Origin of the sequence: Vibrio sp. Vb1755, assembly GCF_033338635.1 — a bacterium.
Lineage (GTDB): Bacteria > Pseudomonadota > Gammaproteobacteria > Enterobacterales > Vibrionaceae > Vibrio > Vibrio alginolyticus.
This window is the reverse complement of the sequence record NZ_JAWOTA010000008.1, coordinates 1-26,633: the sequence shown is the minus strand read 5'-3', so window position 1 is coordinate 26,633 and position 26,633 is coordinate 1. Positions and strand designations below refer to the sequence as shown.

Sequence of the window (26,633 nt, the reverse complement as noted above, 5' to 3'; positions counted from 1 at the left end):
CTAGGACATAATGTTTTAGATTGAGGGCTTGTTTATATTTATCCATAGAATATGGTTGAATTTGCACTTTAAAAATAATTGCCACTGTTCATAATTTCACTCGATTCAAACAACACAAGTAGTGGTAATTAAATGAAAATGACAAGAACGTCGATCGCAATCGCTGCACTTTTCTCTGCAAGTGCTGCAAATTCAGCCATAGTTTATGAAGATCAAGAATCAGTATTAAATATTCATGGCCGAGCGCAAGGGATGTATTATTTCTCTGATGATAAAAATGCTGACGGAGATAATAGCTACATTCGTGTAGGACTTTCAGGTGAGTCTAAAATAAATGAAGATCTTTATGCATTCGGCTTATATGAGTTGGAATTTAAGTCTAATCGCAGAGATGCTGATGGGATTGAAGATGATGAATTTGATATCCGAAAAGGCTATGTAGGAATTGGTGCAGATTACGGAACAGTAAGTTATGGACGTCAATACGGTGCGGTCACTTTAGTATCTGACTACACGGATATTTTCCCGGAGTTTGGTAATGAAGCTGCTGGTGTAAGTGCGGATCTATATGGTACCGGTCGCTCCGATTCAGTATTTAAGCTAACGACAAGCTATGAAGGTTTGAATATTCATGTTAGCTATCAGGCTGAAAACGATGAAGTGTCAACAGATGCAGCCTCTTATGGTGCGGCGGCTGACTACAAGTTGCCATATGGCTTCAAAGTTGCGCTTGGTTACAACGAAGGTGAAGGGCAATCGGGTGCAGAAGATGCAGAGCTGCTAACGGGTGCTATTGCATTTGAATACGACAAGTTTTATGCCTCTGTTTTATACAGTGATGGTGAAAACTGGGCTAAAGATGGTTCTGAAAGTAATATTGATTACACCGGTATTGAAGCAGTTGCCACTTATGAAGTAACAGATAAGCTTTGGGCACTAGTTGGCTATAACAATCTAGAGCGTGATGATGAAGACGTCGTCGATTACTACTCACTAGGTGCAGAGTACGATTTGACTTCTAATTTTAAAGCACTAGCAGAATACAGAATTACAGATGTAGACAATGAAGACGATATTCTTGCAATAGCTGCGAGATATTCATTCTAAAAAATTAATAAATATAAAAAGCCTGAAACTATTTTCAGGCTTTTTATTTATCGGTGTAATTTTATCAGTGCTGATTTTCATCCATATATAATGGATTATATTGATCGTTACTTGTTAAAGTGTTTTGGATATAATTGTTTTGTTAGCTAGTCCACTGCTAGTTTTCATTTTCATATTTTTTGAATGATGATTTTTTTCTTTGGCAACAAGAAGTGTCTTGTTGCCTTTTTTATTTTCACGCTTTATGGTTAATTAAAACGAAAAGAGTAGTTTTATATATTGCTATAAACGATAAAAATGTAACGACAATTGTCGATCTTAGATTTAGTTAATCTTCATAGAAAATTGAACTCAATTTCAAGTGTTTTTTTCATTTAAGTGATGTGGAATCCATATGGCGAACCAAGCGAATGACAAAGCGCCAAACGACGAAATGTATCTCAATGAAGATTGGAAAAATGATTTTTATGTAAACGATAGAGGTAGGGGTTGATACTGTTTATGTAAGGAGAGAGCGATTTATGAAAAGCAGTCGTTTCAATGTGATTAGACACCTTTACTTTCTTAAAATAGGAAGGGCTCTAAGAAAGTAAAGGTGCAGACGATTTTTTAGTTTTTACCGCCGTCACTTGTTCTGAAGTGATAATCGAAGTTTATGATTGCACGATATTTAACTTCATCACGGTTAAGTGCGTATTCTTCAACTCTCACCTTACTATCATCGATTGCAATATCACGAGGGAAACCGCTTCCAATGATGTTTAGACGATTTCTAAGTTCATGTTTTGATAGCGTTTGGTATTCATCGACAAGATCAAACGCAGAGCTATAAGCGGCATCTTTTGTCGTAAAGTCATTGAGAACAACTTTGTTTGTAGAGTGTTCGACATGAATACCAGCAGTAGCAGATAAACTGAATAATAATAGTGATGAGAGCGTCATTAGTTTTTTCATATAGTCACCTTTTTATTTGTATTACAAAGTCAAGATGTCCAACGAATCCTTGTTAATATCTCTCGACAAAGGTGATAGTGCCATTATAGAAATGTGCTGTACATCACATTTGTGACCATTAACTATGGAAGAATTGTCAACAATAAAACTCAAGCACTTTTGACATTACGGTCAATGTGAAAAAGCGAATATCTGTATGGTTTCGTTAATAATTAAACCACTCTCGGAAACGCTGACTATTCAGTCAAAGCGTATGTTTCTTGTCGTTATAGTGACCTGCCTACAACTTAATCACTTAATGCATGCAATTCAATTGCAATGGCTTGGTATAGATTTTCATTCAGATCTTCCAGCTTAGTAACGATCCTAAAAATTCTAGTGATTAAAAAGTCATTGTTTGTGGTTTTTTATTCTATTGTCGTGTATAAAAAAACTTTACAACGAATGATAAAGGAATATCCATGAAAAAGTTATTGTGTTTTGCTGCACTGGGGTTAGCTGTTTCGACGACGGTTAATGCAGACCCAATTTTAGACGACATCAAAAGTACAGGGGAGCTAAAAGTCTGCTTTGATTCTGGGTATATGCCTTTTGAAATGACAGCAAAAAATGGGCAGTACATCGGGTTTGATATCGATTTGGGTAAGCAAATGGCGCGTGCCATGGATGTTAAGTTTGTGCCGGTAAACACTTCATGGGATGGCATTATCCCAACACTGTTGACTGGTAAGTGTCACATGATTATGGGCGGGATGACTATCACACCTATGCGAAATACTCAGGTGAATTTCGCTGATCCCTATGTGGTTATTGGTCAATCCATTCTCGTAGATCTCAAACATGAAGGTAAAGTGTCTAGTTACCGAGATCTCAATAGTCCAGAATATGTTGTTGCAACTAAGCTTGGGACAACGGGTGAGCAAGCGGTAAAACGATACCTTCCGAAAGCTAAGATAAATCTATACGAAACTCAGTCTGAAGCGGTACTTGAGGTTGCCAACGGAAAGGTAGATGCGTTTGTTTATGACTTTCCTTACAACTCTATTTATGTGGCGGAAAACAAAGGGCAGTTAATGCACTTGGCTAAACCGTTTACTTACGAGCCTTTGGGTTGGGCTGTGCCGCAAGGAAATCCAGATACGCTTAACTTCTTAAACAACTATTTACGTCAAATTAAGGGCGATGGAACTTACGATCGCATTTACGATAAGTGGTTTAACGACGATAAATGGTTAAAGCAAGTTAAGTAATCATTTTGTTATTGTAGAGGAGCGGCTAGCTTCTGGCTCGGTTCATCGCCAACCAAACGGTTCGCGCTGTGAAGCTAACGCTTTTCTTTATTCAAATACCCAACCAACTTTAATCAAAGTCATTCTCGGAATCACATGCAAAATAACTTAAAATCCCTATTGTGGAACGCTGTTTTTGTTCTTGTTTTGCTATCAATTTGCGGTCTTGTCTATCTGTCAGGTAAGCGAATCGATTACAGCTGGAATTGGGAGCGTGTCCTTCCTTATATTGCCACTAACGCTGCTTCATCCATTACCGCGCCTGTCGATGGGAACATCATTCTCGACGAGAATAACCAACTGGCTCTGGAGAGTATTCATGGTGATATTGTTCTTGAACTAAGCCAATATAAGTCTGTCGACGTCTATGAAGGTGATCTTATTTTTGAAGGAGATACCTTAGCAACTATAAAAGAGTGGCGCTCTGGCCCAATTTTAGATGGTGTTGTGACGACCATTAAAATCTCACTCTGGTCACTTATCATTGCTCTAGCGTTGGGCTTAGTTGTCGGACTAATGCGTATATCCAGCAATCCGGCATTAAAAAAGCTGGCGCTTGTTTATGTCGAGGTCATTCGTGGAACGCCTCTTTTAGTACAGATTTTTATCGTTTACTTCTTTATTGGTACTGTGCTTGACCTTGAGCGTTTTACTGCGGGAGTGATAGCGCTCTCCGTGTTTACCGCCGCTTACGTCGCAGAAATTGTGCGGTCAGGAATCCAGTCAATCCCAAGAGGACAAATGGAAGCGGCGCGTTCACTAGGAATGAATTATCCCAAAGCGATGATTTATGTCATTTTACCTCAAGCGTTTAAGCAGACATTACCTCCCTTAGCCGGGCAGTTTATCAACCTGATAAAAGATTCCTCACTTGTCTCCGTGATTTCGATTACTGATCTGACAAAAGCGGGCAGGGAAGTCGTAAGTGGTAGTTTTGCCCCATTTGAAGTTTGGTTTACCGTTGCGGCCCTTTATTTGCTTCTAACTAGTACCTTATCTTGGGCAATACAAACGTTAGAAAAGAAATTGGCAGCAAGTGATTAATGGTGGAGTCATTAATGGAATACATTATTTCAGCAAAAACAATTAATAAAATTTACCCTAATGGCTGCCATGCGCTCAAGGACGTATCGGTAAATGTAGAAAAAGGGGAAGTGATTGTCATCGTAGGACCGTCAGGTTCTGGTAAGTCAACATTCTTACGGACGATCAATCAATTAGAGACAATAAATAGTGGGTCTATTATCGTAGATGGTATCGATATGTACCACAAATCTACGGATATCAATAAACTACGCGCTGATGTGGGCATGGTATTTCAAGGCTTCAACCTTTTTCCACATAAAACGGCGATAGAGAACGTCATGTTAGCACCTTTAAAGGTTTCTAAACGTGACCCTGAATCGGTGAAGAAAGAAGCAAAAGATTTGCTTTATAAAGTCGGTCTGTCGGAGAGAATGGATAATTATCCTAATCATTTATCAGGTGGACAGCAGCAGCGCGTCGCAATCGCTCGTGCGTTAGCAATGAAGCCCAACATTATGTTGTTTGATGAACCCACATCAGCACTAGACCCTGAAATGGTTGGAGAAGTTCTTGATGTGATGAAAGATTTGGCCAAGGACGGAATGACGATGGTCGTGGTTACTCATGAAATGGGTTTCGCAAAAGAGGTCGCTGATAGGGTGTTGTTTATGGAAGATGGTGAGCTTTTGGTTTCTGACTCTCCTGAGCGATTTTTTGATAACCCCACCAACCCTAGATTGCAGAAGTTTTTATCTAAAGTATTATAATAAAAAGAAAATTTGATTGAGGGCGAGTCCCTCAATCACTTCATGCACTATTGTGGCTCGTAACGTTCGCCTCGCCGAGAGACATAGATAATGGGATTTTTACTCGAAGTTAATGGCGATAACATTAGCTTGGTCCGAATGAAAGGTCTGGTAAATACTAGAGTGTTTAATCAGCCATTAAGTCTTTGTTCACTTTAAACATAACAATTTCATTTTGAATTGATAAAAATTGTGTTTGAATAGAGCTTATGGATGTTTGGCGGTATGGATGTCTAAATGAAGAAAGTAACAATTTTAGATGGTGGCATGGGGCGAGAGTTAAAACGTATTGGCGCCCCTTTTTCTCAGCCGCTTTGGAGTGCACAAGCGCTAATTGAATCACCACAATATGTAAAAATGGCACATGAGAATTTCATAGACGCTGGCGCAGAGATTATCACTGTCAACAGTTATGCATGTGTTCCATTTCACTTAGGAGAGGAACTCTATGCAAAGCAAGGGGCTGAGTTAGCAAAATCTGCAGCCAAAATTGCCAGAGATGTAGTCACCAGCTCTAACGATAGAGTGCTCGTTGCGGGGTCTCTTCCTCCTGTAATGGGGTCTTACAGGCCTGAATTATTCGAGCCGAAAAGGGCACTGGAAGTGGCTTCTGAGTTATTTGAAGCTCAAGATCAATATGTTGATATTTGGTTAGCTGAGACCGTGTCTAGCCTTGCTGAAGTTGAAATTCTATCAATAATTTTAGCCAAAACAGATAAGCCCAATTATCTTGCTTTCACCTTAATGGATGACCCTAACTCTTTGCCTCGCCTTCGCTCAGGGGAATCTCTTAAAGTCGCGGTTAATACGCTGTTGAAAACAAATGTTTCAGGTATCTTTTTCAATTGCTCTATTCCTGAAGTTGTCGAGCAAGCGATCATAGATACACAAGCAGTATTGAGTGAGTCAGGTAGAGAATTGACGATAGGTGTTTTCGCAAATAGCTTTGCTCCGATAAAGCAAGCGCACCAAGCCAACGAGACCATTCAGGAAGTTCGTCATTTCTCTCCGACTGAATATCTTGAGTATGCTAAAAAGTGGCATGTGCAGGGAGCAAGCATTATTGGTGGTTGCTGTGGGATTGAACCACGTCATATTAAATTGCTAGCGGCTTGGAGAGACACTCTCGAAAACGCCTAATTTTGGTGAAGTGCAGGGAAGCATGACAAGAGATTTTGTTTTTCATTCATCGTTATAGATAAAATAAAAGTCTTTCGTATCTGGCAAAGTAACAAGATGCTTTAACTTGCTCATTACTTTGCCAGTGTGCCTCGAGATTTTTATTAATTATTTTTGGTTCAGATTAACGACAATCTTTCCAACTATTCTCTGATTTCGCATGTCCAAGAGTGCGTTACCTACATCCTCTAAGCCGATGATCTTCAGTTTCGGTACTTCCAATTCTCCATTTTCTAATAGCTCAGACACTTCCTTTCCGGCATTAACGATACTTGCAAACCCTCTCTCGCCAAAGACATGACCAGAGCCCAAACTTATTTGGTGGAAGCCCAAGCCTTTTAAGAAGGCATCTGGATATTGAGAAGGGTCGACAGTCTTGACGAGCTCCACCATTTCTCCCTCAAAGGTTAACACCGAGGCTGCAATTCGGTCGTTATCACCGCCTACACAATCGAGTGCAACCTCAACGCCATGATTTCCGGTAATGTCCATTACTCGTTGAACTACATCTTCATGATGATAATCAATCGTATGGGTTGCTCCTAACGAGGACAAATATGCGTGATTAGCTTCTGAACTAGTAGCAATGATCTGTTCAACACCAAATGTCTTTGCTAGCTGAATAGCAAAGCTTCCAACGCCGCCAGCACCTCCGGCGATAAAAATGCTGCTTCGATTTGAAATATCGAGCTTGTCTACCAAAGCGCGATATGCGGTCCAGGCTGCGCAAGGTGTAGATGCTGCTACTTCAACCGGAACCTGAGGGTGCTTTATAAGCGTTCTTGAATCATGGATAGCAAATTCAGCGAATCCTCCGTGATGGCGTCTCATGTTTCCGTGATACAACACTTTATCGCCAACCTTCCAATCAACGACCGCATCGCCTACAGAGACTATTTCTCCTGATACGTCTAACCCGCCAACAAAATTGTTATCCATGTTAGTGACCATGTCTGACCAATAATGAATTTTTGCATCGACAGGATTCAAACCAACAGCGTTAACTTTAACCAATACATCAAATTGGGTTTCTAGTTTTGGTGTAGGTAATTCGGATAAAGAGAAAGTATCGTTATCTCGTTGGTAAGTTATCGCTCTCATAGGTTTTCCTTATTATTAAGAATGGTCGAAAGTCATACTAACTCAGAGGGTGCTGCTGCAATAATTATGGTTTTTTCTTATTTTGATAATTTTAGGTTATGTTTGATAAAAAGGATTCGAGATGCTCTGAAATTATCATAGACAACCAGTCTGCATAGCTAACGACATGTAACTTTATGATAAGTAATGACTAGTTTTATTATTCCATTTTTATGGAAATATTCTGTTGATTTTTTGTTTTGTGATTCTATAATTCCAGAAATATCGAAATGAAAGCTTATCTATCAGGTAAGCTTGTTAGCGAAAATGACGAGGAGAGTAAATGTGAATACAGAAATTATAACAATGGTTAAAGAAGCGCTGGATATGTTTGCGTTTCTAGCAACCGAACTTATCATCTTATTTCTGGCAATTAGCTACATTGTCGGTGTGTTGCAAGATTTTCTAACGCCAGAAAAAATTCAATCTATTCTTAGCTCGAAAAAGGGTAAAGGTTACTTCATTGCTGCGTTGCTAGGCTCGATTACGCCTTTCTGTTCGTGTTCGACCATTCCTTTCTTAAAAGGCTTGTTGCGTGCAAGAGCAGGTTTTGGACCTATGATGGTGTTCCTATTTGCAAGCCCGTTGCTTAACCCAGTGATTATTGGCTTGTTTGTGGTGACTTTTGGTTGGAAAGTTGCGGTATTTTACTTTGCTATCGCGATGTCAGTATCAGTGGTAGCAGGCTATGTACTTGAAAAACTAGGGTTTGAACGTTACGTCAAACCAGAAGCATATCAAGCGGTAGGTTCTTCTTCGTGCGGTACTTCTTGTGGCGATTCAAGCAAGAAAAAAGAAGAAGCGAGACCAGCATCAATCTGTGGTACCAGCGCCTGCAATGAACCTACGCCAGTTGCGGCGAAAACATCTTGCTGTGGTGATGCACCAAAACCTGAACCTAAAGTGGAAGTGTCTTGCTGCTCATCAGACGGTAGTGCAACAGCGACAGTCGTGGAAGAGAAAGAACCTAGCCGCTGGGTACGTATTTGGCAATCAACTTGGAAAGACTTTAAGCAAGTGTTCCCTTATCTCATGATGGGCATTGCGATTGGTTCATTTATCTATGGCTTCATCCCGACGGAGTTCATTGCGGAGTTCGCTGGTGAAGCGAAGTGGTACGCGATTCCGGTCGCAGCAATCATTGGTATTCCATTGTACATCCGTGCAGAGGCGGTCATTCCACTTAGCGCGGCACTAGTACAAAAAGGTATGGCTCTTGGATCTGTTATGGCGCTTATTATTGGTAGTGCTGGCGCAAGTCTTACAGAAGTGATTTTGTTGAAATCAATTTTTAAGAACCAAATGATCGCTGCCTTCCTAATCGTTATCTTAACGATGGCCATGGGAGCGGGTTACTTATATACGTGGGCTTTTTTATAAAAATAACCCTCGGGCGACTGCTCGAGGGCTCCGTTTTTGTCGCCATATAGGGAAAGGGAAGTTTCCTATACCGCGCAGGCTATAAAAAGATAAAGAGGTTACTCGTAAATACTATAGGAGAAATACTTGCTGGCGATGGTTTTATGCTTACCGCTCTGGATCAATTTTTGTATTCCGCTATCGAGTAATGCTTTTAATTCTTTGTCTTGTTTTCTCACTGCTACGCCAATGCCACGGCCGAACCACTTTTCCTCAGTAAACGCTGGTCCAGTAAAGTGATAGCCTTGACCTTGTGCAGTTTCAAGAAAACCAGCACTTAAACCGATTGAGCCGCCAAATACAGCATCTAACCGTCCATTGAGTAGATCGGTAAATGCCTCATCGAACGTACCATAACGACGAATATCAATATCTGGATACAAGGCCGAAAGGTACTTATCACCAATTGTGGCTCTTTGAACTCCAATAGATAAACGATTTAGGCTGCCGTCATCCATGTTGATTTCTCTATCATTTTTCATTACAAAACGAGTCGGTACTTTTGCATAAGGGACGGTGAAATCGACTTTCTTTTCTCGTTCTTCTGTGATTGTCATTGCAGCAATAATCGCATCGTTCTTGCGACTAAGGAGAGAAGGGATGATGCCATCCCAATCCATTTTTGAGATAACGCACTTTACTTCTAACTCTTTGCATAACGCGTTAGCGAGGTCGACTTCAAACCCTTCTAGCTTTCCCTCTTTTGTCGTCCAGCTAAATGGAGGGTAAGCCCCTTCAACAGTGAAGCGAATTTGTTTCCACTCTTTCGCATGGCTGAAAACTGAAAATAAGCTAATAAACAATGCGACTATCCATTTCATAAATGTTTCCTTGTAACTATTTGGAAACCAATGTTTAACACAAAGTAAGCAAATATCAATGAAAATGCATATATGTGTGACCTTTCGCCCGCATTGTGTGAGCGAAAGGTTTTGCGTGTATTACAGCTTATCTTCAATAGTTACGAGGGGAACTCTCGTTGAGACAGCGTGAAGTGCAATGTTGTGAATCATTTCATCGACCGTGGTACAGCTATCCATTAAGATCGAAACATCATACTTGTCCGCAGATTTTGAGATAGCAGTATGTGTGACGCAGTTTTGTGTCATCATTCCGCATACAAGTAACTCCGTTACATTTTTGCTTGCCAATACTTCTTCTAAACGTGTTCCTTCAAAGCTATCTGCGAAGTGCTTTACCACGATTTCGGAATTCGGCGCTAAAGCAAGAACTTCTGGGTGAATATTGGCACCGTCGCTGCCTTCATTGAAGAATGGGGCAATGCCCATGGCAGGATCGGCAATATGCTGAATATGAATCACAGGAATGTTTTGCTCATTGGCTTTAGTTATTGCTCTCTTAACATTGTCTAAAGTTGATTCTGTATTCCATAAAGGAAACTTTCCTTCTGGGAAATAGTCGTTTTGCAAATCAATTACAAGTAGGGCTTTTTGAGTCATTTTCTTTTCCTTTTATTGAGGATCATTGCGGTACGAATAATATAAAGACTTTTAGCCACCTTCTTTAGAGTCTAAAATGACACAAAAGAGTCAAAAAGCGACACTTGAAGATAAATGAAAATAGCACTCGTTAATTACCCAGATAGCTCGCAAGCCTCCGTATATGGTTTAAGCGAACTCTTCGAGATGGCAAACCGTGCGGCGGCTAAATTGGGCGTTGATGTGCACTTTGAAGTAGAGATATTGGATCACTGGTCAAACACGCACTTCGATGTGAAAACAGCGGTAATGATTCCGCCCAGCGGCACTGGTCAATATTACTTAGAACCAGAGCCAGAGCTACTCGACTGGTTAAATGTCCAATATAGTAAAGGTGCGATTTTAGCCTCCGCCTGCGCTGGTACTTTTATTCTTGCTCAAACCCAGTTGTTGACCAATAAGTCTTGTACAACACACTGGGGCTTGGCTCCTTCATTAGCGAGTCAGTTTCCCGATATCCACGTAAGACAAGAAGCCATCCTTATTAACGAAGGAACGATCATTACGGCTGGGGGTATGATGTCATGGGTGGATTTAGGCTTGGAATTGGTTTCCTTATTTGCGTCACCGGCAGTAATGCGCCTGTTAGGAAAAATGTTGGTTATTGATACTGGTCCGAGAGAGCAACGCTTTTATCAACAGTTTACCCCAAACTTCCAACATGGTGATGAGGTAATTGTTCAACTACAGCACTATATAAACGATCATTATCAAGGAAAACTGAGCAATAAAGAGCTTGCAGAGTTGAGTTGTTTAACAGAAAGGACATTGCAGCGACGCTTTAAAAAGGCGACAGGTTTCAATGTTAACCAATACATACAAAGCTTAAGAGTCCAAAAAGCTTGTGATTTACTTGAGTCGACAACCCTAACATTTGACGCAATATCATTTAGAGTGGGTTACCAAGATGTGAGCGCGTTCAGGAAAATATTTAATAGGATCGTAGGTTTAACACCAAAGTCGTTCAGATCTCGGTTCTGTTCATAAACGCCAGAAGTAAGATAATGTTGGTATTAAACATTTATAACTCAGAAACAAACACATATTTTTACAAGCTGGCTTAGCGTGATGAAAAGGGATAACAAGCTAAGCCAACCGTAGCGCACTCCTAATTACTGAACATTTTGTAGAATGCTTAAAGGGTTCTCAAATTACAATGACTTGTATAGGTCTTTGTTAATCACAAAAGCTATGTGATTTCCAAAACCAGTTTCCCAATATGTTGCTTGCGTGAAAATACTTCTTGCGCTTGACCTATCTGGTTCAAGGGAAATGACTCCGCGACTAAGGGACGAATTGCGTTCTGTTCGATATAGCGAACCAAGTTACCGAATACTTCTGGTGCCAAAACGGTACAACCAAATAACGCTAGGTCTTTAAGGTAAAGAGTTCTTACATCCAGCTCGACAATTGGGCCGCCTATGGCGCCGGAAACAGCGTATCTTGATCCTGGCTTTAGTACCTGAAGAAATTGTGGCCACTGCTCTCCTGCGACCAAATCAATCACTACGTCAACGCTGTTTTCTCCGAGAGTCGCTGTTAAATTTGCATCGCGAGGGATAACTTGGTTTGCTCCTAATGCCGTGATCTGTTCTTTCTTTTCTGGGCTGGCGATAGCAATGACGTATGCTCCACGCGCCTTCGCCAGTTGGATTGCGGCAGAGCCAACACCACCGGATGCCCCTGAAATCAGTACGGTATCGCTCGCTGTGACATTAGAGCGGACAAGCATGTTCTCGGCAGTTGAATAAGAACAAGGGAAGGAGGCCAAGTCGATATCCGATAAACTACTATTCACAGCATATGCATGTTTACTGTCAACAACAGTGAACTGAGCAAAGCCACCATCACATTCTGAACCGAAGTACCAAGGCGAGCTAAGTGCTTGACTGTGGAAGCGCGTAATACATGGTTCGATAAGCACACGCTGACCGATTCGTGATGGGCAGATATTCTCACCAACAGCGACGATGGTACCGCATACATCGGCACCTTGGATTCGAGGGAGAGATAGCGCGTCTCCTGACCAACTTGCATCCATGCTATTGGCGTCATTTTTAGAATACCATGCTGTTCGGGTATTGATGTCGGTGTTATTGACTCCGGCAGCGGCAACTTGGATCAATACATCATCAGGCGAGGGGACTGGCACAGGTAGATCATCGCGGTAACGAAGCATATCTGGCCCACCATGACCGATAAGTTGGACGCCTTTCATGACTTTCGGGATTGTGGTCATTGATTGTTCTCCTTCATTAGTTCTAGCAGAGTGCGTTCAGCGGATGCAAAGGCAGCGTGACCGAGAACCGGCCATGCGTTGGATAGACCTTCATGTAACAAGAAGAGTGTGGTTGCGAGGTCTTCTCGCTGACTTAGTTGGCCCATAAGCTGACGGACCGCCAATTTGTGTTGTTTTACTGCTTGATTAATTGATAGATTTTCTGGATAGGCTGCTAATGCATTGATGGACATGCAGCCATTCGGTGCAAACTCCTTCATCCAATCCTCGAGGCGAGTGAATAGGTGTAATACAGCCGGTGTTCCATTGGCAGGGGCGTCTTCGAGCAAAAAACTCAAATACCTTTGATGGCGATGCTCGAGAGCTGCAACAATCATCGCTTCCTTGGAGGGGTAGTATTTGTACAGGGTTCTCAGGCTGACTTCGCAGGCGTTTTTGAGTTGGGGTACGCTAGGCTCGGCGAAGCCATACTGACTGAATGCTTTTTCTAGGCTTGCTGCGATTTTTTCTTTCACTATTTGATACACCAGGTAGAACGTTTGTTTTACCTAAGGGTAGAATAAACTTTCTACCTCAGTCAATGGTGTATTTAAACTCTGTATTGAAAGCCCGACGTAATGCCGGGCTAATTTAAGTGATTTTTATAGATTCGGAACGTGAATCAGTGTGCCGTTGCGTGCTGCTCTCCACGCTTGTCTAGCATTCCGCTGAAACGGGTTAGTAGTAGAGCACCTAATACTACGATCGCGCCAATCCAAGGTGTGTGCATCAGCCCAGCATTGGCCACGATAAGGCCACCGCCCCAAGAACCCAGTGCAATACCTACGTTAAATGCAGCAATGTTGAGACCAGAAGCGACGTCGACTGCATCAGGTGAATATTTCTCTGCTAGTTTGACAACATAAACTTGAAGTCCTGGAACGTTACCAAAGGCAAAGGCACCCCAGACAAGAATGGTCACTACTGCAGAAATTGGATTAAATGCTGTGACACTAAACACGAGCAATACCACAATTAGGCCCGAGAAAATCGCTGTCAGAGCTTTGATTGGCCCCATAGAGTCGGCCATCTTTCCGCCCCAGATGTTGCCGAATGCGACTGATACACCATAAACCAACATAATTAGGCTGATAGCGCTAGAGCCAAACCCCGAAACTTCTTCCAAAATAGGAGCCAAGTAAGTGAAGGCTGTGAACGTACCACCGTAACCGAGCGCGGTGATTGCGTACACCAAAAGTAGACGAGGCTGAGTCAAGACTTTTACTTGCGATGACAGCTTGGTTGCTGGTGGTTGTTTCAGATTACTCGGCACTAGCAGAGCGCTTCCTATCAGTGCGATGATTCCAAGGATCGCGACGATTAGGAAGGTTGCCTGCCAACCAAATGTCTGGCCAATCCAGGTGCCAAGTGGCACGCCCGTCACTAGAGCTACGGTGAGACCGGTAAACATAATAGCAATTGCGCTAGCGGCTTTTTCTTTTGACACTAGGCCAGTGGCGATAGTCGAGCCGATCGAAAAGAACACACCGTGTGCAAGCCCGGTCAGTATCCTTGCTGTAACTAGTGTGTTGTATCCAGGTGCTTGCCAGGCTAACAGATTGCCAAGAACAAACAGTGCCATAACAGAAAGCAGAACGTACTTTCTTTTCCAGTTGCCAGTCAGCGCTGTTAAAACGGGAGCACCAACCGCGACACCAAGTGCGTACAGGCTAACTAAAAGACCCGCTGAAGGTAATGATACGTTGAGGTCGGAGGCCATAGTCGGTATCAGACCGACAATTACAAACTCCGTGGTTCCAATAGCAAAGGCGCTCAGCGTCAATGCAAGTAAAGCTAAAGGCATAACAACTCTCTCTTATAATCATTGAATATGAATGGATAAACGAATAGCCCGTTTCCATGTCGTGTATTATTAAAGAGTTATTCGTTGCGAAAAATGGTGTTTATTACAAAATACTTTTGTTATAAATGATGAAAATGCGCAGTTAAGAAAGGGGATGAAATGTTAACCCGATCAGATGAATTAGAGATTCTCATGGCAGTTGTGGATAGTGGTGGATTTTCTTCCGCTGCTGATGCACTAGGTATTCAAGTCGCTAGGGTATCTCGTGCGGTTAGTAAAGTTGAATCACAGTTGGGGGTAACCTTGCTGAATCGCACGACACGCAGAGTGGAAGCTACTGAGGAAGGGCATCAGTTTGTTGAAGCGGTTCGCTTAGGTTTACTACAAATACAGCAAGCTGAAGAAGAGATCATCACACGAGGTGAATTACCCAAGGGGCGCTTAAGAGTTGATGCCGCTAGCCCATTTGTTTTACATCAACTTGTGCCGTTAATTCAGCCATTTAAAGAGGCTTATCCTGATATTCAGCTCGATCTTACCTCTAATGAGGGTTTTGTGGATCTATTGGAAAAAAGAACCGATGTGGCGATACGTATTGGACGATTATCGGATTCAACACTGCATGCTAAACCTTTAGGAACAAGCCCACTATTTATCGTTGCCACGCCTGGTTATTTATCTAAACGAGGTTTCCCTGAAGCGGTGAGCGATTTGCGCAGTCATAACTTGATCGGTTTTTCTGGCGCTAAAGTGTTAAATCAGTGGCCATTACGAGGGTTTGAGATGATAGAGCCTGGTATCCTATCCAGCAGTGGTGAAACGGTTAGACAGTTAGTGCTGGCAGGGAACGGCATTGCATGTTTATCTGGCTTTATGGTGAAAGATGATCTTGATTCTGGACGGTTAGTGGCATTGTTTGAATCGGAAAAAATCACAAATACTGGACGAGAACAGGTCAATGCTGTGTTCTACAAATCTTCTTCAGTCTCTAAACGTATTTCCGCGTTCATCGACTTTATTCAACCAAGACTTACTTTAAAATAACTCTATTATTGTTGTTTTAACAAAAGAGTTTTGTCGTTATTGCAGCTTTTGTTTTTCCAAGTGCCAAGCCTAGCGTGCCACCCCTTAGTAAGGTGGCACATATTTTTATTTGATCTTAGTTAAAGCGTGGCAACACGTACTGAGCGATCTGTTCCATTGATTTCTCAATTGGTTGGCTATTACGACGGAAATGCAACCCGATGTGATTGACTCCTGCTTCTTGCATTTTTTCTAGCTCATCGCTCAAGCCATTGACTCCGGCCCGGATACCAAAATGATGCCGAACGACTGGTGCATTTGGGTTATCGACTAAATCAAGATGAATAAAGCTGGCGTAGGGTTTGTTTCCCGCTACGGAGCGCCAAAGTGCAACGCGGTGTTCATGATCATCAGGTGTGCCTGGGTAGGCGAGCCAGCCGTCTAGGTTTTCTCCTATCCATTGTGGACTTTGCTGCGCTAACCCTGCGACATAGATAGGAATATCAGCAAACTCGGGTAATAACTGTAGATCGTTACCCAGTTTATCATTTTTCGTATCTTTCAAAATCTCTACACTTTCTCGAAAAGCTGATCCACGGCTGTCAAAGTTGGCATTAAAAACGGGATATTCACTAGGGCGGTCTCCACTAGCCACACCGAGTATCAGGCGGTCACCACTTAACTCGTTGATGGTCGCAGCGGCTTTTTTCACTAGCCAAGGTTGTCTTAACGGTAATACTATCGCTGCTGTCCCTAGTAGAATGTTGTCGGTGCACGCAGAGAGATAGCCAAGATAACTGAACGGTTCATAAATTTGTGCCGCGTCTCCAAAGTTAGGGTCGTACAACGGGACATCTCTCACCCACGCTACGTTAAAGCCTAACTTATCGGCTAACATAATACGCTGTTTATGTGCACTCATGTCTGGTACGCCGAACGGTTTTCGTTGGAGCAGGCGTTTTTTCTGGCCTTCTTGGGTCCAGTCATTATCTAGGGGGAGCTCAACCCCGATGGTGAATCTGTTACTTAAATCTTTATGCATTATGAAGCCTGACTATTACTGTGAGTACTAGGAGGCAAGGTGCCTCCCTGATATTCAGGACACTATGAGATTTTTGTTGTGAGAAAAAGCGGCAAAAAGACAAAAGTGTTTTGCTACAAACAGCGGTGGTCTTTAAAGGAACTGGTGGTTCTCTACCTTGATTTCTTGCTTGATGAAGTCAATAAAAGAGCTGATCCGGCGTGAGGTGCTGGCATTTTTGTAATACACCGCATGAACGGGCTGTTCGACATTATGCGTGTGTTCACTAAGCACGCCCACTAAGCGACCAGCTTGTCGGTCAGAGTAGGTCATAAAGTCAGACAGGCAAGCTATCCCCGCACCATGTAAGGCTAAACATCTTAGCGTCTCGCCATTATCAGATCTTAGGCTACTCATAATACGCAGAAGTTTGTTCTTATCATCCATGATCGGCCATTCCTTAAGATACTCCGGCTTGTTGAATCCAAGTAGCTTGTGATTGAGTAACTGATCTATTGAGGTTGGAGTACCATGTTGTCTTAAATACTCTGGACTCGCGACGATTCGAATCCGACTTTTACCAAGAAATATCGCGCGCATGGTTGAGTTTTGTAGCTCACCGATACGAAAAGCAATATCGGTTTTTGTTCCCAAAAGGCTAATATTTTCCTCATTGGAATTGAGATCGATTTCGACTTCTGGATACAAGCTCTGATATTTAGCAATGTGCGGAGTTAGTACGTGCAGTAAGAAGGGGGTAGCTGCGTTTATTCGTAGGAGGCCAGAAGGCTTATATTTCTGGCTTTTCAGTTGTGCTTCGGCATTCTCTACTGCTTCTACAATATGTCTGACTTTATCGAGGTATATCGTTCCTTCATTAGTAACATCTAACTTACGGGTTGTGCGATTTAACAAGGTCGTTTCGAGTTTGGCTTCTAGCCGAGATACCGATCGACTCACCGCCGAGACGGTCATCGATAACAGTTCAGCCGCAGAGCTGATTGAACCCGTATCGACCACGGCCATAAAGGTGCGCATTTCATCTAGAGTAGCTTTCATTGTTGAATATATTTCAAATTAGATTTGAGTATTGTTAACTTTACGGAAAGTTTCTTGCGGCGTAAAGTTTTGCTTCGAATCAACTATAAAATCGATAATTCAGGAGATTTAGATGAAAGTACCATCATTTGGCGTCGGCACGTTTCGTTTAGAGGGTGAAGTAGTTAAGGATTCAGTCCGTAATGCGTTAGAAGTGGGTTACCGCGTAATTGATACTGCACAGATTTACGGTAATGAGGCAGAAATCGGTGAAGTATTGACACAATCCGGTATTGCACGTGATGAGCTATTCATTACGACCAAGATCTGGGTTGATAACATGAACACGGAACAACTCATTCCAAGTCTAAAAGAGAGCTTAGAAAAGCTAAATACAGATTATGTGGATTTGACCTTGATCCATTGGCCTGGCAATAACAATAACTTGAACGAATACATGGCTTCATTACTTGAAGCTAAATCGCAAGGGTTAACCCGTAATATTGGCGTATCCAACTTTAATATTGACTTGTTGCAACAAGCGATAGAAGTGGTCGGTAAAGAGAATATTGTTACTAACCAAATCGAGCTTAGCCCTTATTTGCAAAATCGTAAGTTGGTCAGCTTCATGCAGGAAAACGATATTCAGGTAACGTCTTACATGACCTTGGCATATGGGAAAGTACTTGGGGACCCAACTATTGCAGGTATTGCTGAGGACTATCAGGCCACGCCCGCTCAAGTCGCGCTTGCTTGGGCTTTGTCAAAAGGTTACGCGGTGATCCCGTCTTCAACTAAACGAGAGAATTTGGCAAGTAACCTGAAAGCACTTGAACTTAATCTGAGTGAAGAGGCGATTGCAAAGATAGATGCGTTAGAAAGAAATGGCCGCGAAGTAAACCCTGAAGGGCTAGCGCCTGAATGGGATGATTGAGTGAGTTTCACAGGAAATCATTGCCTAAATGACGCCTCTGCAATCGCTGACTTCCTCAGCGTTTGACAGTAGTACAACACCATAGACGATAAGGGCTCGCTTGTCTGACGATAGTGCGAGCTTTTATCTTTTTGGCCTATTAGTTTACTGTATTCTCCCGGCCTTCAATTTGGCCGGGAGACGTCATTTAGAGATCAATTACCATTCGATTGTAGAGCCATCAAATACGCGGAAGCTTCCGGATTGCTCAAGTGTTAGCTGTTCTGCGACCGAAACAATGCCTGCAACACTTTCCTCGGCAGAAAAGGTTGCGTCCTCACCGCCCATATCGGTTTTTACCCAGCCGGGATGAACTGCGACAGTTTTTACTCCTCGCGATTCGAGATTGCGTGCTGCTGATACTAGAACCTGATTAAGCGCTGCTTTAGATGCTCGATAACTGTACATGTTACCTGAACTGTTATCGCTTAAACTCGCAACTCGGGTTGAGATTCCCACGATGGTTTTGTGCTGACTTTTCGCAACGTTGTCTTGTAGGGCTTGAATTAGCAGGGCAGGTGCGACGGTATTTATGTTTAGTACTTCTAGCCATTTTTTCTGGGTCATTTCGCCAAGCTTTGCACACTCTTCGCCTAATACACCTGCATTAAGAATTAAATGATCGAGCGGACGATCCGCTAATCGAGTGGCTAACTGATCGATATCTTGTTGGTTAGTGACGTCTAGAGCCATCAGTTGAAGTTGATTAGATTGGGTTACTAGTTCATTGAGCTGCTTAGCATTTTCTGGTGAACGACAAGTTGCGATAACTTGCCAACCTTTTCCAAGGTAGTGGCGGACAAATTGCAAGCCTAAGCCACGGTTAGCGCCGGTGATTAATACAGTAGACATCGCTTCTCCTACGTTGTTGAGTTGAACAACGACCATATTAGAGGCGACGTATAAGCATGTAATCAAAACAGTATAAAAATGGCCTAGGATTCGACATTGTCAAATCTTAAAATTTGAGAAAGATGCTGGCAAAGTGTTTTAGCCTAGTGACCGTCAGTTCGGAGGCAGCACCGCTAACACCTGCAACAGCAACGACTTTACCATCCAAGTAAAGGGGGATCGCTAAGCAATTGAGGTTTGGCTCTGCCTCTTCTAAATCGAGTGCGTAACCTGATAATACAACCTGATTAAGTTCAGTTTCTAACGTGGGGGATATTTGGTTTTCAAGGCGTAATGTTCGACGAAGCTCATCATCAAAACTAAGAAAAACTTTGCCGATCGCAGATGTTGTGAGTCCTTCTCGTTTCCCTCTCGGGCTACGGATAGTAAGAGGGTTATCCTGCTCTATAGCATCGATATACAAGTACTCTTTAGCGCCACTTTGTACAGCGAGGTAAGCTGTGTTGTTAGTCACTTGGGCCATTTTTTTCAGCAATGGAACAAAATGTTGTCGGATAGCTTCGTTTTTTTGTTCAATCGGCTTAGACAGTTCATAGCATCTAAACCCTAGGCTGTAGCTATGGTTGTGTTTGGATACATATCCAAGAGAGTGTAGAGTCGCAAGTAACCCGTGAACAGTCGTCTTATTTAACTGGATCGCATTACTGATCGTCTGTAATGATAGGGGAGACTCACTCATCGAGAGCAACTCGAGGATTAGAAAACCTCGCTCTAGAGACTGAATGTTTTTTCTTGCCTTGGGCACAAAGACTCCTTGATGATGGTGTTGCATCTGAATGGCTTACTGATGCTTCCACCTATAACAAACCACTACGCTGGTGGTTTGGTTTTATTAGAGAATATACTCAGCACTTAAACTGATCGGCTCGTTGTATGCATCCACAAGGGAGTTTTTTCCTTGCTTCTTAGCATTGTATAACGCTTGGTCTAATATCGAATAGAGCTCATCAAAGTTGGTGAGTGGCATTGAGGTTGATAGATAGGCCAGACTCGCAGATATATTCAATTGATGGTTATTAAGCGAATGTACACTCTTTTCTGAAATTGTTTTATGCAGACTTTGTATTCTAAAGGGAACGTCAATCTCATCGACGTTTTTCAATAGCAAGATAAACTCTTCTCCACCTAAACGACCCAAGTACTCTCCCTTATTAAGTTTAGCTTTAAGCGCTTTGCATACCTGTTGTAGTACTAAGTCGCCAGTCGGATGACCATACTGATCATTAATCGCCTTAAAGTCATCTAGATCGATTAATGCTAGAACGTAGCGGAAGTCTCCTTCCGCTTTGGAGGTGTGGCTTTTAATCGTCTCTATAATTGCCGCTCTGTTTAATGCACACGTTAAGCTGTCTATTTTGGCTTTTAAGCGTGTTTGTCGCTGAACCATCAATGCCAGAGCGAGGAGAATCAATAAACAGAAAACAACAAAATTATAAGTGCGTTGTTGGTCTGTGAGTTTTTCAAACTGGTACTGACTTAGAAGAGTTTCGTTGTTCAACTGCGCGACTTGTAGATCATATTCATACTCTTTTTTAGTGAGATCTAGTGCCTCTAACGCCTTGATATTACTCGCGTCTCGGTTCGTTAGTTCAATCGTCGAGTAGGCCTTGTGATGCTCCAGCGCCTTTTTGTAATCATTTTGAGCTTGGTATGCTTTTGAGAGGAGTAATTGGGCTTGCGCTTGCAATAAGGGCCTAGCGTTTTTTACCGCTAATCTTAACGCAATTGTACCGTGTTCAATCGATTTTTCGGGTGTATGGTTCTTTAAATATGCCAATCCAGCAGCCAAATGACCCTCTGTTTCAAGGTGCGTATTCTCATAAGTTTGGGCAATGTTTAATGCTCTTCCAATGTAATCTACCGCGGTATCCAATTGCCCAGAATCGGCCAAAGCAGCAGATAACCCTAAATAGGTCAACCCTTGCCCGTATGGATAATGAAGTTGTTCGAGAATCGTTAATGCATTTTTGTAGTGGCTGATGGACTTATCGAGTTCTTTGGATTTTCTGTACATCGCTCCTAGACTATGTTCGACTTGCGCAACTTCAAGAGGTGTCCCTTCATCTTGGCGAACCAGTAAGGCTTGAATGAGATATTGCTCTGATTGTTCAAATTGCCCCAGCTCTGCAAGTAAATTGCCGACGTCATTGTAAATCCCTGAAGGATCGCTTTGCGTCGACATGTTGGCCATCAACTGTCGATACAAACTTAAGGCTTTTTCATAGTCACCACGGTAATTGTAGTTATTTGCTACCACGCGCAAAGCAAGATCAACAGGGAAGTTTTCTTGATGCTTATGATTTAAGTGGCTCTCTATGGATGAGCAATAAAAGTTTGCTTTGTGATAACGACCTTGTTGATTCAGCGTATAACAAAGTTGATAGTTCATCAGAGCCTTGCCTTCGGAATCGGATATTTTCTTCATTGTCTGTCGCAAAGAAGAAAAGCTATCTACTGAGGCCTCGTAACTACCATGCTTACGTTCATTTAAGGCAAGAATATATTCTGATTCTAATTGAGAAAAAGGGTTGTCTAAGACTTGACTGCTGCCGTAGTAAGGCTGATTTATGTTTGACATATATTCATAAATCAATCCACTTACGTAGAGCTTTTCGCTGTCCGATTTCGCTGTATGGTAGCGATCTTGAAGCATGCTCAATGCCGACTCAGGGTTGCTTCGTAGTGTGGTTTGGTAGACAGAGTGCCACTGTGTGATATTTTGGTTTGGTTCAATATCTTGAGTGTCGCTTGCATATACTGGAGTGAGCAAAAGTGACGCAAGCAAGGGATAGAGCACGCGCATGTTTAAACGAGCCTTTAATTTAAGGTGCCTTTAAAGTTGAGTTATCATAGCGCTTTTAACGCATCAGCGTTGTGATTAAGTTGGGTGTACTAAGAAAAAGAGTAGTGAAACTATGCACTTGGTCGAGATATTGAAAGAAGAGGCATAAAAAGAAAGACCTCAACATAAAGTTGAGGTCAGAAATCTTTAATCAATGTAAAGCTTTGCTAGATCTTGAGGCTCCATTTCTTTGCCTTCTAACTGATCGTTCCAGTTAGTTCCAACAAGAACACCATCTTCAGCAAGAGTCAAAAGCCAATCTTCAACAAAGATATCTAATGGGATTTCTAGTACAGTAAAATCTGCCCATTCTTCAACATTATGTGCTTCTGCATCTTCTTTAGAAGACCAGAAAGGCATGACTTCGCTGTTTTCGAATTCAGTTGAATCGCAAGATAGCCAACCTTCTTCATTGCGTAAACCCCAAACCAATTGGTTTTCTTTCGTTTCTTCAACAAAAAGGTCAAGGTTCGCTTGGATATCTGATGTAAGTTTGCTCATTTCAAAACTCTCGTTGTTATGACGTGGCTAGAGTAACACTAAAGTGCCGATTCCTAAAGCATAATACGGTTGTCGAAATGAGTAAAAATAAAGGAGCCGAAGCTCCTTTTCTGAGGTTAAGTATTCACTCGTTTTTGTTTGCTTTGTGCTTGCAGAGCAAACAAAAACAGGTACTTTACCTTTCTGGAAGAGTTGTGAATATTGTCCACTCTCTTTTTATCTCGCCTTTGTAACCAACGACTGATGCGGTTACTCGACGATTTAAAGCATGGCTGACTTCATCGGTCCCTTGTTGTGCTAAGTGAGTGTCACCAAAACCAACAATGCGGACTCTACTCGGTTCGATGTCGTAGCTTAGTAGGGCTTCACGGACATTGCGTGCTCGTCTTTCAGAAAGATCTTGGTTATGCTTTGAACCGCCAACTTTACTAGCATAGCCGTGCAGCTCTATCGAAGTAGTAGGGTACTCTTTTAAAAAGTCGGAAAGCTCTCGGACTTGTCTTCTGAAGACTGGATTGATCTCATCAGAGTCGTTAGCAAAAAGTATCCGCACTTGCATGTTATCTGATGCTTTAATGTATTCTCCACAACCGTCGTTGTCGACCTCTGAGCCTTCAGGTGTACCTGGGCACATATCTCGAGCATTGATGACACCATCGTTATCGTCATCTTGCAAATCTGCTATTTGTTCTGCATTTGGTACAGGACGATACTCATATTCGTCTTCAGCAACAACGTGTTGAGTGATGGCGAGCATACCCAATGCAAATAGAATCTTCACTGGTTTCATGATCAGTACTCCACCTTTTCATTCCATTCTGTAGGTACATCGACACGCAAGGCATTTAACAATTGGCCAGTCGCGTTCATAACGCGGTACTTGGCGTACTGCTCTGAGTATCGAGCATCTAAGTAGTTCTTTCTCGCTTCGAAAAGTTCGTTTTCAGTATTTAACAAGTCCAGCAGAGTGCGTTTTCCAATGCGATACTGCTTTTCGTAGGCGATGACAGTTTCAGAGGCCGAATCTACGTGATCCGCTAGGAACTCTTTTTGTTGAAGTGTTAAATCTAACGCACTCCAAGATAGACGAAGACCTTCTTCTACTTGGCGGTATGCACGTTCTCTTAGGTCTTTTGCTTTATTTAGTTGGTAGGCAAAACTTTCAGCGTTGGCTACGTCACTACCACCGTTAAAGAGGTTGTAACGCATACGTAACATTGCTGTTGTCTCTTCGCTGCTTCCTTCGATACCGCTTGCATCATCACGCCATGTTTGAGCCGCTTCTACCGATATCGTTGGGTAGTAAGTTCCCTTAGATTGCTTGTATTGGAACTTTGCAGAGTCCACATCAGCTACCGAAATTTTGATTACTGGATGTGACTCGAATGCCAAGTCAATCGCTTCATCGATGGTGTAGGGAATAAAGTTTTGGTCCGCTCTTGGGAAAATCAATCCTTGTGGTGACTGTCCGACAAGGCGTGTAAAGGTGGTGTGGCTGTCATATAAGTTGTTCTGAGCTGCCACCAAGTTACCGTGAGCCTTTGCTAAACGAGCCTCTACCTGGGTTAGGTCTGCTGTAGAACCGATACCTGAGTTAACTCGCTTTTTAATGTCTTCATAGATCTTCTTATGCACTTTCAAGTTATTCTCGGAAAGTGTCAGAATTTCATAAGCTTTTACTGAGTCTAAATAAACTTTCGCGACCTCTAAAGCGGTGTCTTGGGCATCAGCTAGAAGTTGATAACGGACCGATTCAGCATCAGCTGCTGTTCGATCCATATCATTAAGTGTCGCTGAGCCATCCCATATTAGCTGGGTTAGTGTCACGGTGGCTTCTTTTCTTGTCAGATCGGTTGAATCTCGCCCTGACTCTGCAGGTTTGATTCCTTCGTAACCGATACCGGCATCTAAGTCTACGGATGGGAGGTAAGCACCACCAGATGCTTCATTCACATACTGCTTGCTAACGAATTCATTGAACGCACTTTTGATGTCAGGATTGGTTTTTAATGTGTTTTCAACCGCTTGCTCTAGCGTTTGCCCAAAAGCATGACTAGCGGTGAACATACCAATACAAAAGGCGTTGGCACGAGTCCACTTCACTGTGATTCTCCTAGATAATGGTAAAAATTCTCGAGGTGATAGGGCTTATAAGTGGAATACTTATAAGGGCGTCAATAATTTAGCGCACAATAACATTAATATGCGATGAAGTAACCTGTTGATTCGCTGTTCATTTGTTTCAATTTTGATAAATCAACCTACTAAATCTGCCTAAAAATTGAATTAAGATCTCAAATTAAACATGGAGGTAATGGCTAGAAACGAGAGTCCAGATTTTAATAAAACAAAACACTTATGCATCTGGATTCTTATTGATGTATGACACATAATTACTTTATTGAGCATCAAATTGCTGTTATTGCACTATATATTCGGGCAATATATAGCAAATTAGTATTGTTAGTCAAAAACTTGACAGTTATTTAGGGTTAAGGTTTATATGGATCGTACAGCATTAGTGCCACTCGGTAATCAAGTCGTCGTAATAGGTTTGGATGGGCAGCTGAGAGTCCTTGCAGAAGGACAGCAGCCTCTACCAGGTGAAGTGATAGTGGCAATGACAGATGCTGCGCCTCAAGACCTGAAAATTCAGCTTGCTCAAGAGCAAGGTTTAAAAGATATTTCAGACGATGTAGCACAGATTATTAGTGCTATTGAGCAAGGTCAAGACCCTTCTGCTATTGATGAAGAACTCGCACCTGCAGCGGGTGAAAATAGTGGCTCCAGTTTGCAAAATAGTGCCACGATTGTACGAGATGGTACTGAAGTGCTAGCCTCAACAAACTTTGAAACTATTGGCCTAGAATCCCTCGGCTTATCTGAAACACAAGCGTTGACCTTAAATGACTTCTTCACAACAGGTATCGAGACAAGTGGGGATGGCTCAAGTAAGCCACTTACTAATTCTCCAGTGACATTAAGCGCTGTTGAGGAAGATAGCGATCCAATCACGATAACTACTGAAGAATTACTATCGAATGTCAATATTGATGATGCCGATACTCTTGTCATTACAAACGTCACTATTGAGAGTGGGAATGGCACCTTAATTGATAACAGCGATGGCTCTTGGACTTACATCCCAGAAGCTGATGATGACACTGAAGTGTCATTCTCCTATGACATCATTGATGATGATGGTGGTGTTATTAATGGCACTGCTAACTTAGATATTACGCCTGTTAATGACGCGCCAATAGCAACTAATGATGCGATTCAAACTGACGAAGATTCCCTGGTTGTAATTGATGTGCTCGCTAACGACAGTGATATTGAAGGTGATGATTTAATCATTACCTCTGCTTCTGTACCAGAAGAGCAAGGTATCGTTGAGATTATCGATGGTAAGCTTGTTTTCACTCCGGCTGAAAATTTCAACGGTAATGCAACGATTAGCTACACCATCTCAGATGGTGAGTTAGAGGATGAAGCTCAAGTTTCGGTAACAGTAAACTCAGTTAACGATGCGCCTATTGCCTCTAATGATACAACAATTACAGAGGAAGATAGCTCAGTAACGATTGATGTCCTGCCAAACGATACTGATATTGATGGTGATACGCTGTCTATCCAATCGGCTTCCGTACCTGAAACACAAGGCACAGTTGAGATCGTTGATGGCAAACTGGTCTTCACACCGGCTGAGAACTTCCATGGCGATGCTGAAATCACTTACACCGTCACCGATGGTGCACTGACTGACCAAGCGACGGTCAACGTCACCGTGAATGCGGTGAACGACACGCCTGTGGTTGAGAG

General features: G+C 42.4%; 25 protein-coding genes. 10 read left to right on the top strand and 15 right to left on the bottom strand.

From position 1 onward, the window contains the following. The first annotated feature begins 132 nt into the window (after positions 1-132). Positions 133-1,107, top strand: coding sequence for a porin (locus R7E00_RS09465; protein ID WP_213987446.1), 975 nt, complete (start codon positions 133-135; stop codon positions 1,105-1,107). A 609-nt stretch (positions 1,108-1,716) separates the two neighbouring features. On the opposite strand, the gene R7E00_RS09460 is transcribed toward R7E00_RS09465, so the two are convergent. Next, positions 1,717-2,061: a DUF3316 domain-containing protein gene (locus R7E00_RS09460; RefSeq protein WP_005377323.1), complete on the bottom strand. Its 345-nt coding sequence runs from the start codon at positions 2,059-2,061 to the stop codon at positions 1,717-1,719. 461 nt (positions 2,062-2,522) lie between these two features. Between R7E00_RS09460 and R7E00_RS09455 the strand changes: the two genes are divergently transcribed. The 4 genes from R7E00_RS09455 (at position 2,523) to R7E00_RS09440 (ending at position 6,322) form a co-directional block, all read left to right on the top strand. After that, on the top strand, positions 2,523-3,311 hold the full coding sequence (locus R7E00_RS09455; RefSeq protein ID WP_005377324.1) for a transporter substrate-binding domain-containing protein: 789 nt from the start codon (positions 2,523-2,525) through the stop codon (positions 3,309-3,311). A gap of 135 nt (positions 3,312-3,446) precedes the next feature. Next, positions 3,447-4,394, top strand: a complete 948-nt coding sequence (locus R7E00_RS09450) for an amino acid ABC transporter permease (protein ID WP_258481819.1) — start codon at positions 3,447-3,449, stop codon at positions 4,392-4,394. A 14-nt stretch (positions 4,395-4,408) separates the two neighbouring features. Beyond that, positions 4,409-5,143 carry an amino acid ABC transporter ATP-binding protein gene (locus tag R7E00_RS09445; RefSeq protein WP_170893395.1) on the top strand — a complete coding sequence of 245 codons (735 nt, stop codon included), beginning with the start codon at positions 4,409-4,411 and terminating at the stop codon, positions 5,141-5,143. Positions 5,144-5,419: 276 nt separating this feature from the next. Continuing rightward, complete coding sequence (locus R7E00_RS09440) at positions 5,420-6,322, top strand: homocysteine S-methyltransferase family protein (RefSeq protein WP_206970878.1); 903 nt, start codon at positions 5,420-5,422, stop codon at positions 6,320-6,322. 147 nt (positions 6,323-6,469) lie between these two features. Here R7E00_RS09440 and R7E00_RS09435 read toward each other — a convergent pair whose 3' ends face one another. Next, positions 6,470-7,462, bottom strand: coding sequence for a zinc-binding dehydrogenase (locus tag R7E00_RS09435; protein ID WP_318124429.1), 993 nt, complete (start codon positions 7,460-7,462; stop codon positions 6,470-6,472). A 345-nt stretch (positions 7,463-7,807) separates the two neighbouring features. Between R7E00_RS09435 and R7E00_RS09430 the strand changes: the two genes are divergently transcribed. After that, the gene (locus R7E00_RS09430) at positions 7,808-8,881 is read left to right on the top strand and encodes a permease (RefSeq protein ID WP_242532995.1); all 1,074 of its coding nucleotides are present in this window, start codon (positions 7,808-7,810) and stop codon (positions 8,879-8,881) included. 98 nt (positions 8,882-8,979) lie between these two features. On the opposite strand, the gene R7E00_RS09425 is transcribed toward R7E00_RS09430, so the two are convergent. Then, on the bottom strand, positions 8,980-9,741 hold the full coding sequence (locus R7E00_RS09425) for a transporter substrate-binding domain-containing protein (RefSeq protein ID WP_186585015.1): 762 nt from the start codon (positions 9,739-9,741) through the stop codon (positions 8,980-8,982). Positions 9,742-9,861: 120 nt separating this feature from the next. Continuing rightward, positions 9,862-10,380, bottom strand: a complete 519-nt coding sequence (locus R7E00_RS09420) for a cysteine hydrolase family protein (protein WP_005377333.1) — start codon at positions 10,378-10,380, stop codon at positions 9,862-9,864. Positions 10,381-10,494: 114 nt separating this feature from the next. Here R7E00_RS09420 and R7E00_RS09415 point away from each other — a divergent pair, with 114 nt between their 5' ends. Then, positions 10,495-11,406, top strand: coding sequence for a GlxA family transcriptional regulator (locus tag R7E00_RS09415; RefSeq protein ID WP_054579521.1), 912 nt, complete (start codon positions 10,495-10,497; stop codon positions 11,404-11,406). A 202-nt stretch (positions 11,407-11,608) separates the two neighbouring features. Here R7E00_RS09415 and R7E00_RS09410 read toward each other — a convergent pair whose 3' ends face one another. The 3 genes from R7E00_RS09410 to R7E00_RS09400 form a co-directional block, all read right to left on the bottom strand. Further along, positions 11,609-12,658, bottom strand: coding sequence for an alcohol dehydrogenase family protein (locus tag R7E00_RS09410; RefSeq protein ID WP_017635961.1), 1,050 nt, complete (start codon positions 12,656-12,658; stop codon positions 11,609-11,611). Continuing rightward, positions 12,655-13,176 (bottom strand): TetR/AcrR family transcriptional regulator, encoded by a 522-nt coding sequence (locus tag R7E00_RS09405; RefSeq protein WP_053307056.1) that lies wholly within the window; start codon positions 13,174-13,176, stop codon positions 12,655-12,657. The genes R7E00_RS09410 and R7E00_RS09405 overlap by 4 nt, the downstream gene beginning before the upstream one ends. Before the next feature lie 143 nt (positions 13,177-13,319). Further along, entirely contained in the window at positions 13,320-14,501 is a 1,182-nt protein-coding gene (locus R7E00_RS09400) for an MFS transporter (RefSeq protein ID WP_017635963.1), read from the bottom strand. 159 nt (positions 14,502-14,660) lie between these two features. Here R7E00_RS09400 and R7E00_RS09395 point away from each other — a divergent pair, with 159 nt between their 5' ends. Further along, the gene (locus tag R7E00_RS09395) at positions 14,661-15,545 is read left to right on the top strand and encodes a LysR family transcriptional regulator (RefSeq protein WP_262606331.1); all 885 of its coding nucleotides are present in this window, start codon (positions 14,661-14,663) and stop codon (positions 15,543-15,545) included. A gap of 115 nt (positions 15,546-15,660) precedes the next feature. Here R7E00_RS09395 and R7E00_RS09390 read toward each other — a convergent pair whose 3' ends face one another. Together R7E00_RS09390 and R7E00_RS09385 are read right to left on the bottom strand one after the other, a co-directional pair. Further along, complete coding sequence (locus tag R7E00_RS09390) at positions 15,661-16,566, bottom strand: TIGR03571 family LLM class oxidoreductase (protein WP_053307049.1); 906 nt, start codon at positions 16,564-16,566, stop codon at positions 15,661-15,663. A gap of 132 nt (positions 16,567-16,698) precedes the next feature. Further along, positions 16,699-17,604 carry a LysR family transcriptional regulator gene (locus R7E00_RS09385; RefSeq protein WP_005377343.1) on the bottom strand — a complete coding sequence of 302 codons (906 nt, stop codon included), beginning with the start codon at positions 17,602-17,604 and terminating at the stop codon, positions 16,699-16,701. A gap of 112 nt (positions 17,605-17,716) precedes the next feature. Here R7E00_RS09385 and dkgB point away from each other — a divergent pair, with 112 nt between their 5' ends. Further along, entirely contained in the window at positions 17,717-18,517 is an 801-nt protein-coding gene (gene dkgB / locus R7E00_RS09380; protein WP_053304418.1) for a 2,5-didehydrogluconate reductase DkgB, read from the top strand. Between the two features lie 198 nt (positions 18,518-18,715). Here the strand turns inward: dkgB and R7E00_RS09375 are convergent, their stop codons facing one another. From R7E00_RS09375 to R7E00_RS09350, 6 genes are all read right to left on the bottom strand, one after another. After that, positions 18,716-19,408 carry an SDR family oxidoreductase gene (locus tag R7E00_RS09375; protein ID WP_132937121.1) on the bottom strand — a complete coding sequence of 231 codons (693 nt, stop codon included), beginning with the start codon at positions 19,406-19,408 and terminating at the stop codon, positions 18,716-18,718. Positions 19,409-19,514: 106 nt separating this feature from the next. Beyond that, on the bottom strand, positions 19,515-20,213 hold the full coding sequence (locus R7E00_RS09370; RefSeq protein ID WP_054575004.1) for an IclR family transcriptional regulator: 699 nt from the start codon (positions 20,211-20,213) through the stop codon (positions 19,515-19,517). 87 nt (positions 20,214-20,300) lie between these two features. Then, complete coding sequence (locus R7E00_RS09365) at positions 20,301-22,271, bottom strand: diguanylate cyclase domain-containing protein (RefSeq protein WP_115386007.1); 1,971 nt, start codon at positions 22,269-22,271, stop codon at positions 20,301-20,303. A 186-nt stretch (positions 22,272-22,457) separates the two neighbouring features. After that, positions 22,458-22,811: a DUF2750 domain-containing protein gene (locus R7E00_RS09360; protein WP_262606332.1), complete on the bottom strand. Its 354-nt coding sequence runs from the start codon at positions 22,809-22,811 to the stop codon at positions 22,458-22,460. A 175-nt stretch (positions 22,812-22,986) separates the two neighbouring features. Continuing rightward, positions 22,987-23,601: an OmpA family protein gene (locus R7E00_RS09355; RefSeq protein WP_005377354.1), complete on the bottom strand. Its 615-nt coding sequence runs from the start codon at positions 23,599-23,601 to the stop codon at positions 22,987-22,989. A gap of 2 nt (positions 23,602-23,603) precedes the next feature. Beyond that, entirely contained in the window at positions 23,604-24,914 is a 1,311-nt protein-coding gene (locus tag R7E00_RS09350) for a TolC family outer membrane protein (RefSeq protein WP_017635971.1), read from the bottom strand. Between the two features lie 400 nt (positions 24,915-25,314). Between R7E00_RS09350 and R7E00_RS09345 the strand changes: the two genes are divergently transcribed. Further along, positions 25,315-26,633, top strand: a 1,319-nt coding sequence (locus R7E00_RS09345) for a cadherin-like domain-containing protein (protein ID WP_318124428.1), incomplete at its 3' end; no start/stop codon positions are given.

What these genes read in the sequence shown, in the direction of transcription:
- R7E00_RS09455 (WP_005377324.1), top strand. Translation starts at nt 2,523, where the DNA reads ATGAAAAAGTTATTGTGTTTTGCTGCACTGGGGTTAGCTGTTTCGACG.
- R7E00_RS09390 (WP_053307049.1), bottom strand. Translation starts at nt 16,566, where the DNA reads ATGCATAAAGATTTAAGTAACAGATTCACCATCGGGGTTGAGCTCCCC.
- R7E00_RS09385 (WP_005377343.1), bottom strand. Translation starts at nt 17,604, where the DNA reads ATGAAAGCTACTCTAGATGAAATGCGCACCTTTATGGCCGTGGTCGAT.
- R7E00_RS09425 (WP_186585015.1), bottom strand. Translation starts at nt 9,741, where the DNA reads ATGAAATGGATAGTCGCATTGTTTATTAGCTTATTTTCAGTTTTCAGC.
- R7E00_RS09365 (WP_115386007.1), bottom strand. Translation starts at nt 22,271, where the DNA reads ATGCGCGTGCTCTATCCCTTGCTTGCGTCACTTTTGCTCACTCCAGTA.
- R7E00_RS09395 (WP_262606331.1), top strand. Translation starts at nt 14,661, where the DNA reads ATGTTAACCCGATCAGATGAATTAGAGATTCTCATGGCAGTTGTGGAT.
- R7E00_RS09445 (WP_170893395.1), top strand. Translation starts at nt 4,409, where the DNA reads ATGGAATACATTATTTCAGCAAAAACAATTAATAAAATTTACCCTAAT.
- dkgB (WP_053304418.1), top strand. Translation starts at nt 17,717, where the DNA reads ATGAAAGTACCATCATTTGGCGTCGGCACGTTTCGTTTAGAGGGTGAA.
- R7E00_RS09375 (WP_132937121.1), bottom strand. Translation starts at nt 19,408, where the DNA reads ATGTCTACTGTATTAATCACCGGCGCTAACCGTGGCTTAGGCTTGCAA.
- R7E00_RS09465 (WP_213987446.1), top strand. Translation starts at nt 133, where the DNA reads ATGAAAATGACAAGAACGTCGATCGCAATCGCTGCACTTTTCTCTGCA.
- R7E00_RS09415 (WP_054579521.1), top strand. Translation starts at nt 10,495, where the DNA reads ATGAAAATAGCACTCGTTAATTACCCAGATAGCTCGCAAGCCTCCGTA.
- R7E00_RS09450 (WP_258481819.1), top strand. Translation starts at nt 3,447, where the DNA reads ATGCAAAATAACTTAAAATCCCTATTGTGGAACGCTGTTTTTGTTCTT.
- R7E00_RS09430 (WP_242532995.1), top strand. Translation starts at nt 7,808, where the DNA reads ATGGTTAAAGAAGCGCTGGATATGTTTGCGTTTCTAGCAACCGAACTT.
- R7E00_RS09460 (WP_005377323.1), bottom strand. Translation starts at nt 2,061, where the DNA reads ATGAAAAAACTAATGACGCTCTCATCACTATTATTATTCAGTTTATCT.
- R7E00_RS09440 (WP_206970878.1), top strand. Translation starts at nt 5,420, where the DNA reads ATGAAGAAAGTAACAATTTTAGATGGTGGCATGGGGCGAGAGTTAAAA.
- R7E00_RS09360 (WP_262606332.1), bottom strand. Translation starts at nt 22,811, where the DNA reads ATGAGCAAACTTACATCAGATATCCAAGCGAACCTTGACCTTTTTGTT.
- R7E00_RS09435 (WP_318124429.1), bottom strand. Translation starts at nt 7,462, where the DNA reads ATGAGAGCGATAACTTACCAACGAGATAACGATACTTTCTCTTTATCC.
- R7E00_RS09355 (WP_005377354.1), bottom strand. Translation starts at nt 23,601, where the DNA reads ATGAAACCAGTGAAGATTCTATTTGCATTGGGTATGCTCGCCATCACT.
- R7E00_RS09410 (WP_017635961.1), bottom strand. Translation starts at nt 12,658, where the DNA reads ATGACCACAATCCCGAAAGTCATGAAAGGCGTCCAACTTATCGGTCAT.
- R7E00_RS09420 (WP_005377333.1), bottom strand. Translation starts at nt 10,380, where the DNA reads ATGACTCAAAAAGCCCTACTTGTAATTGATTTGCAAAACGACTATTTC.
- R7E00_RS09400 (WP_017635963.1), bottom strand. Translation starts at nt 14,501, where the DNA reads ATGCCTTTAGCTTTACTTGCATTGACGCTGAGCGCCTTTGCTATTGGA.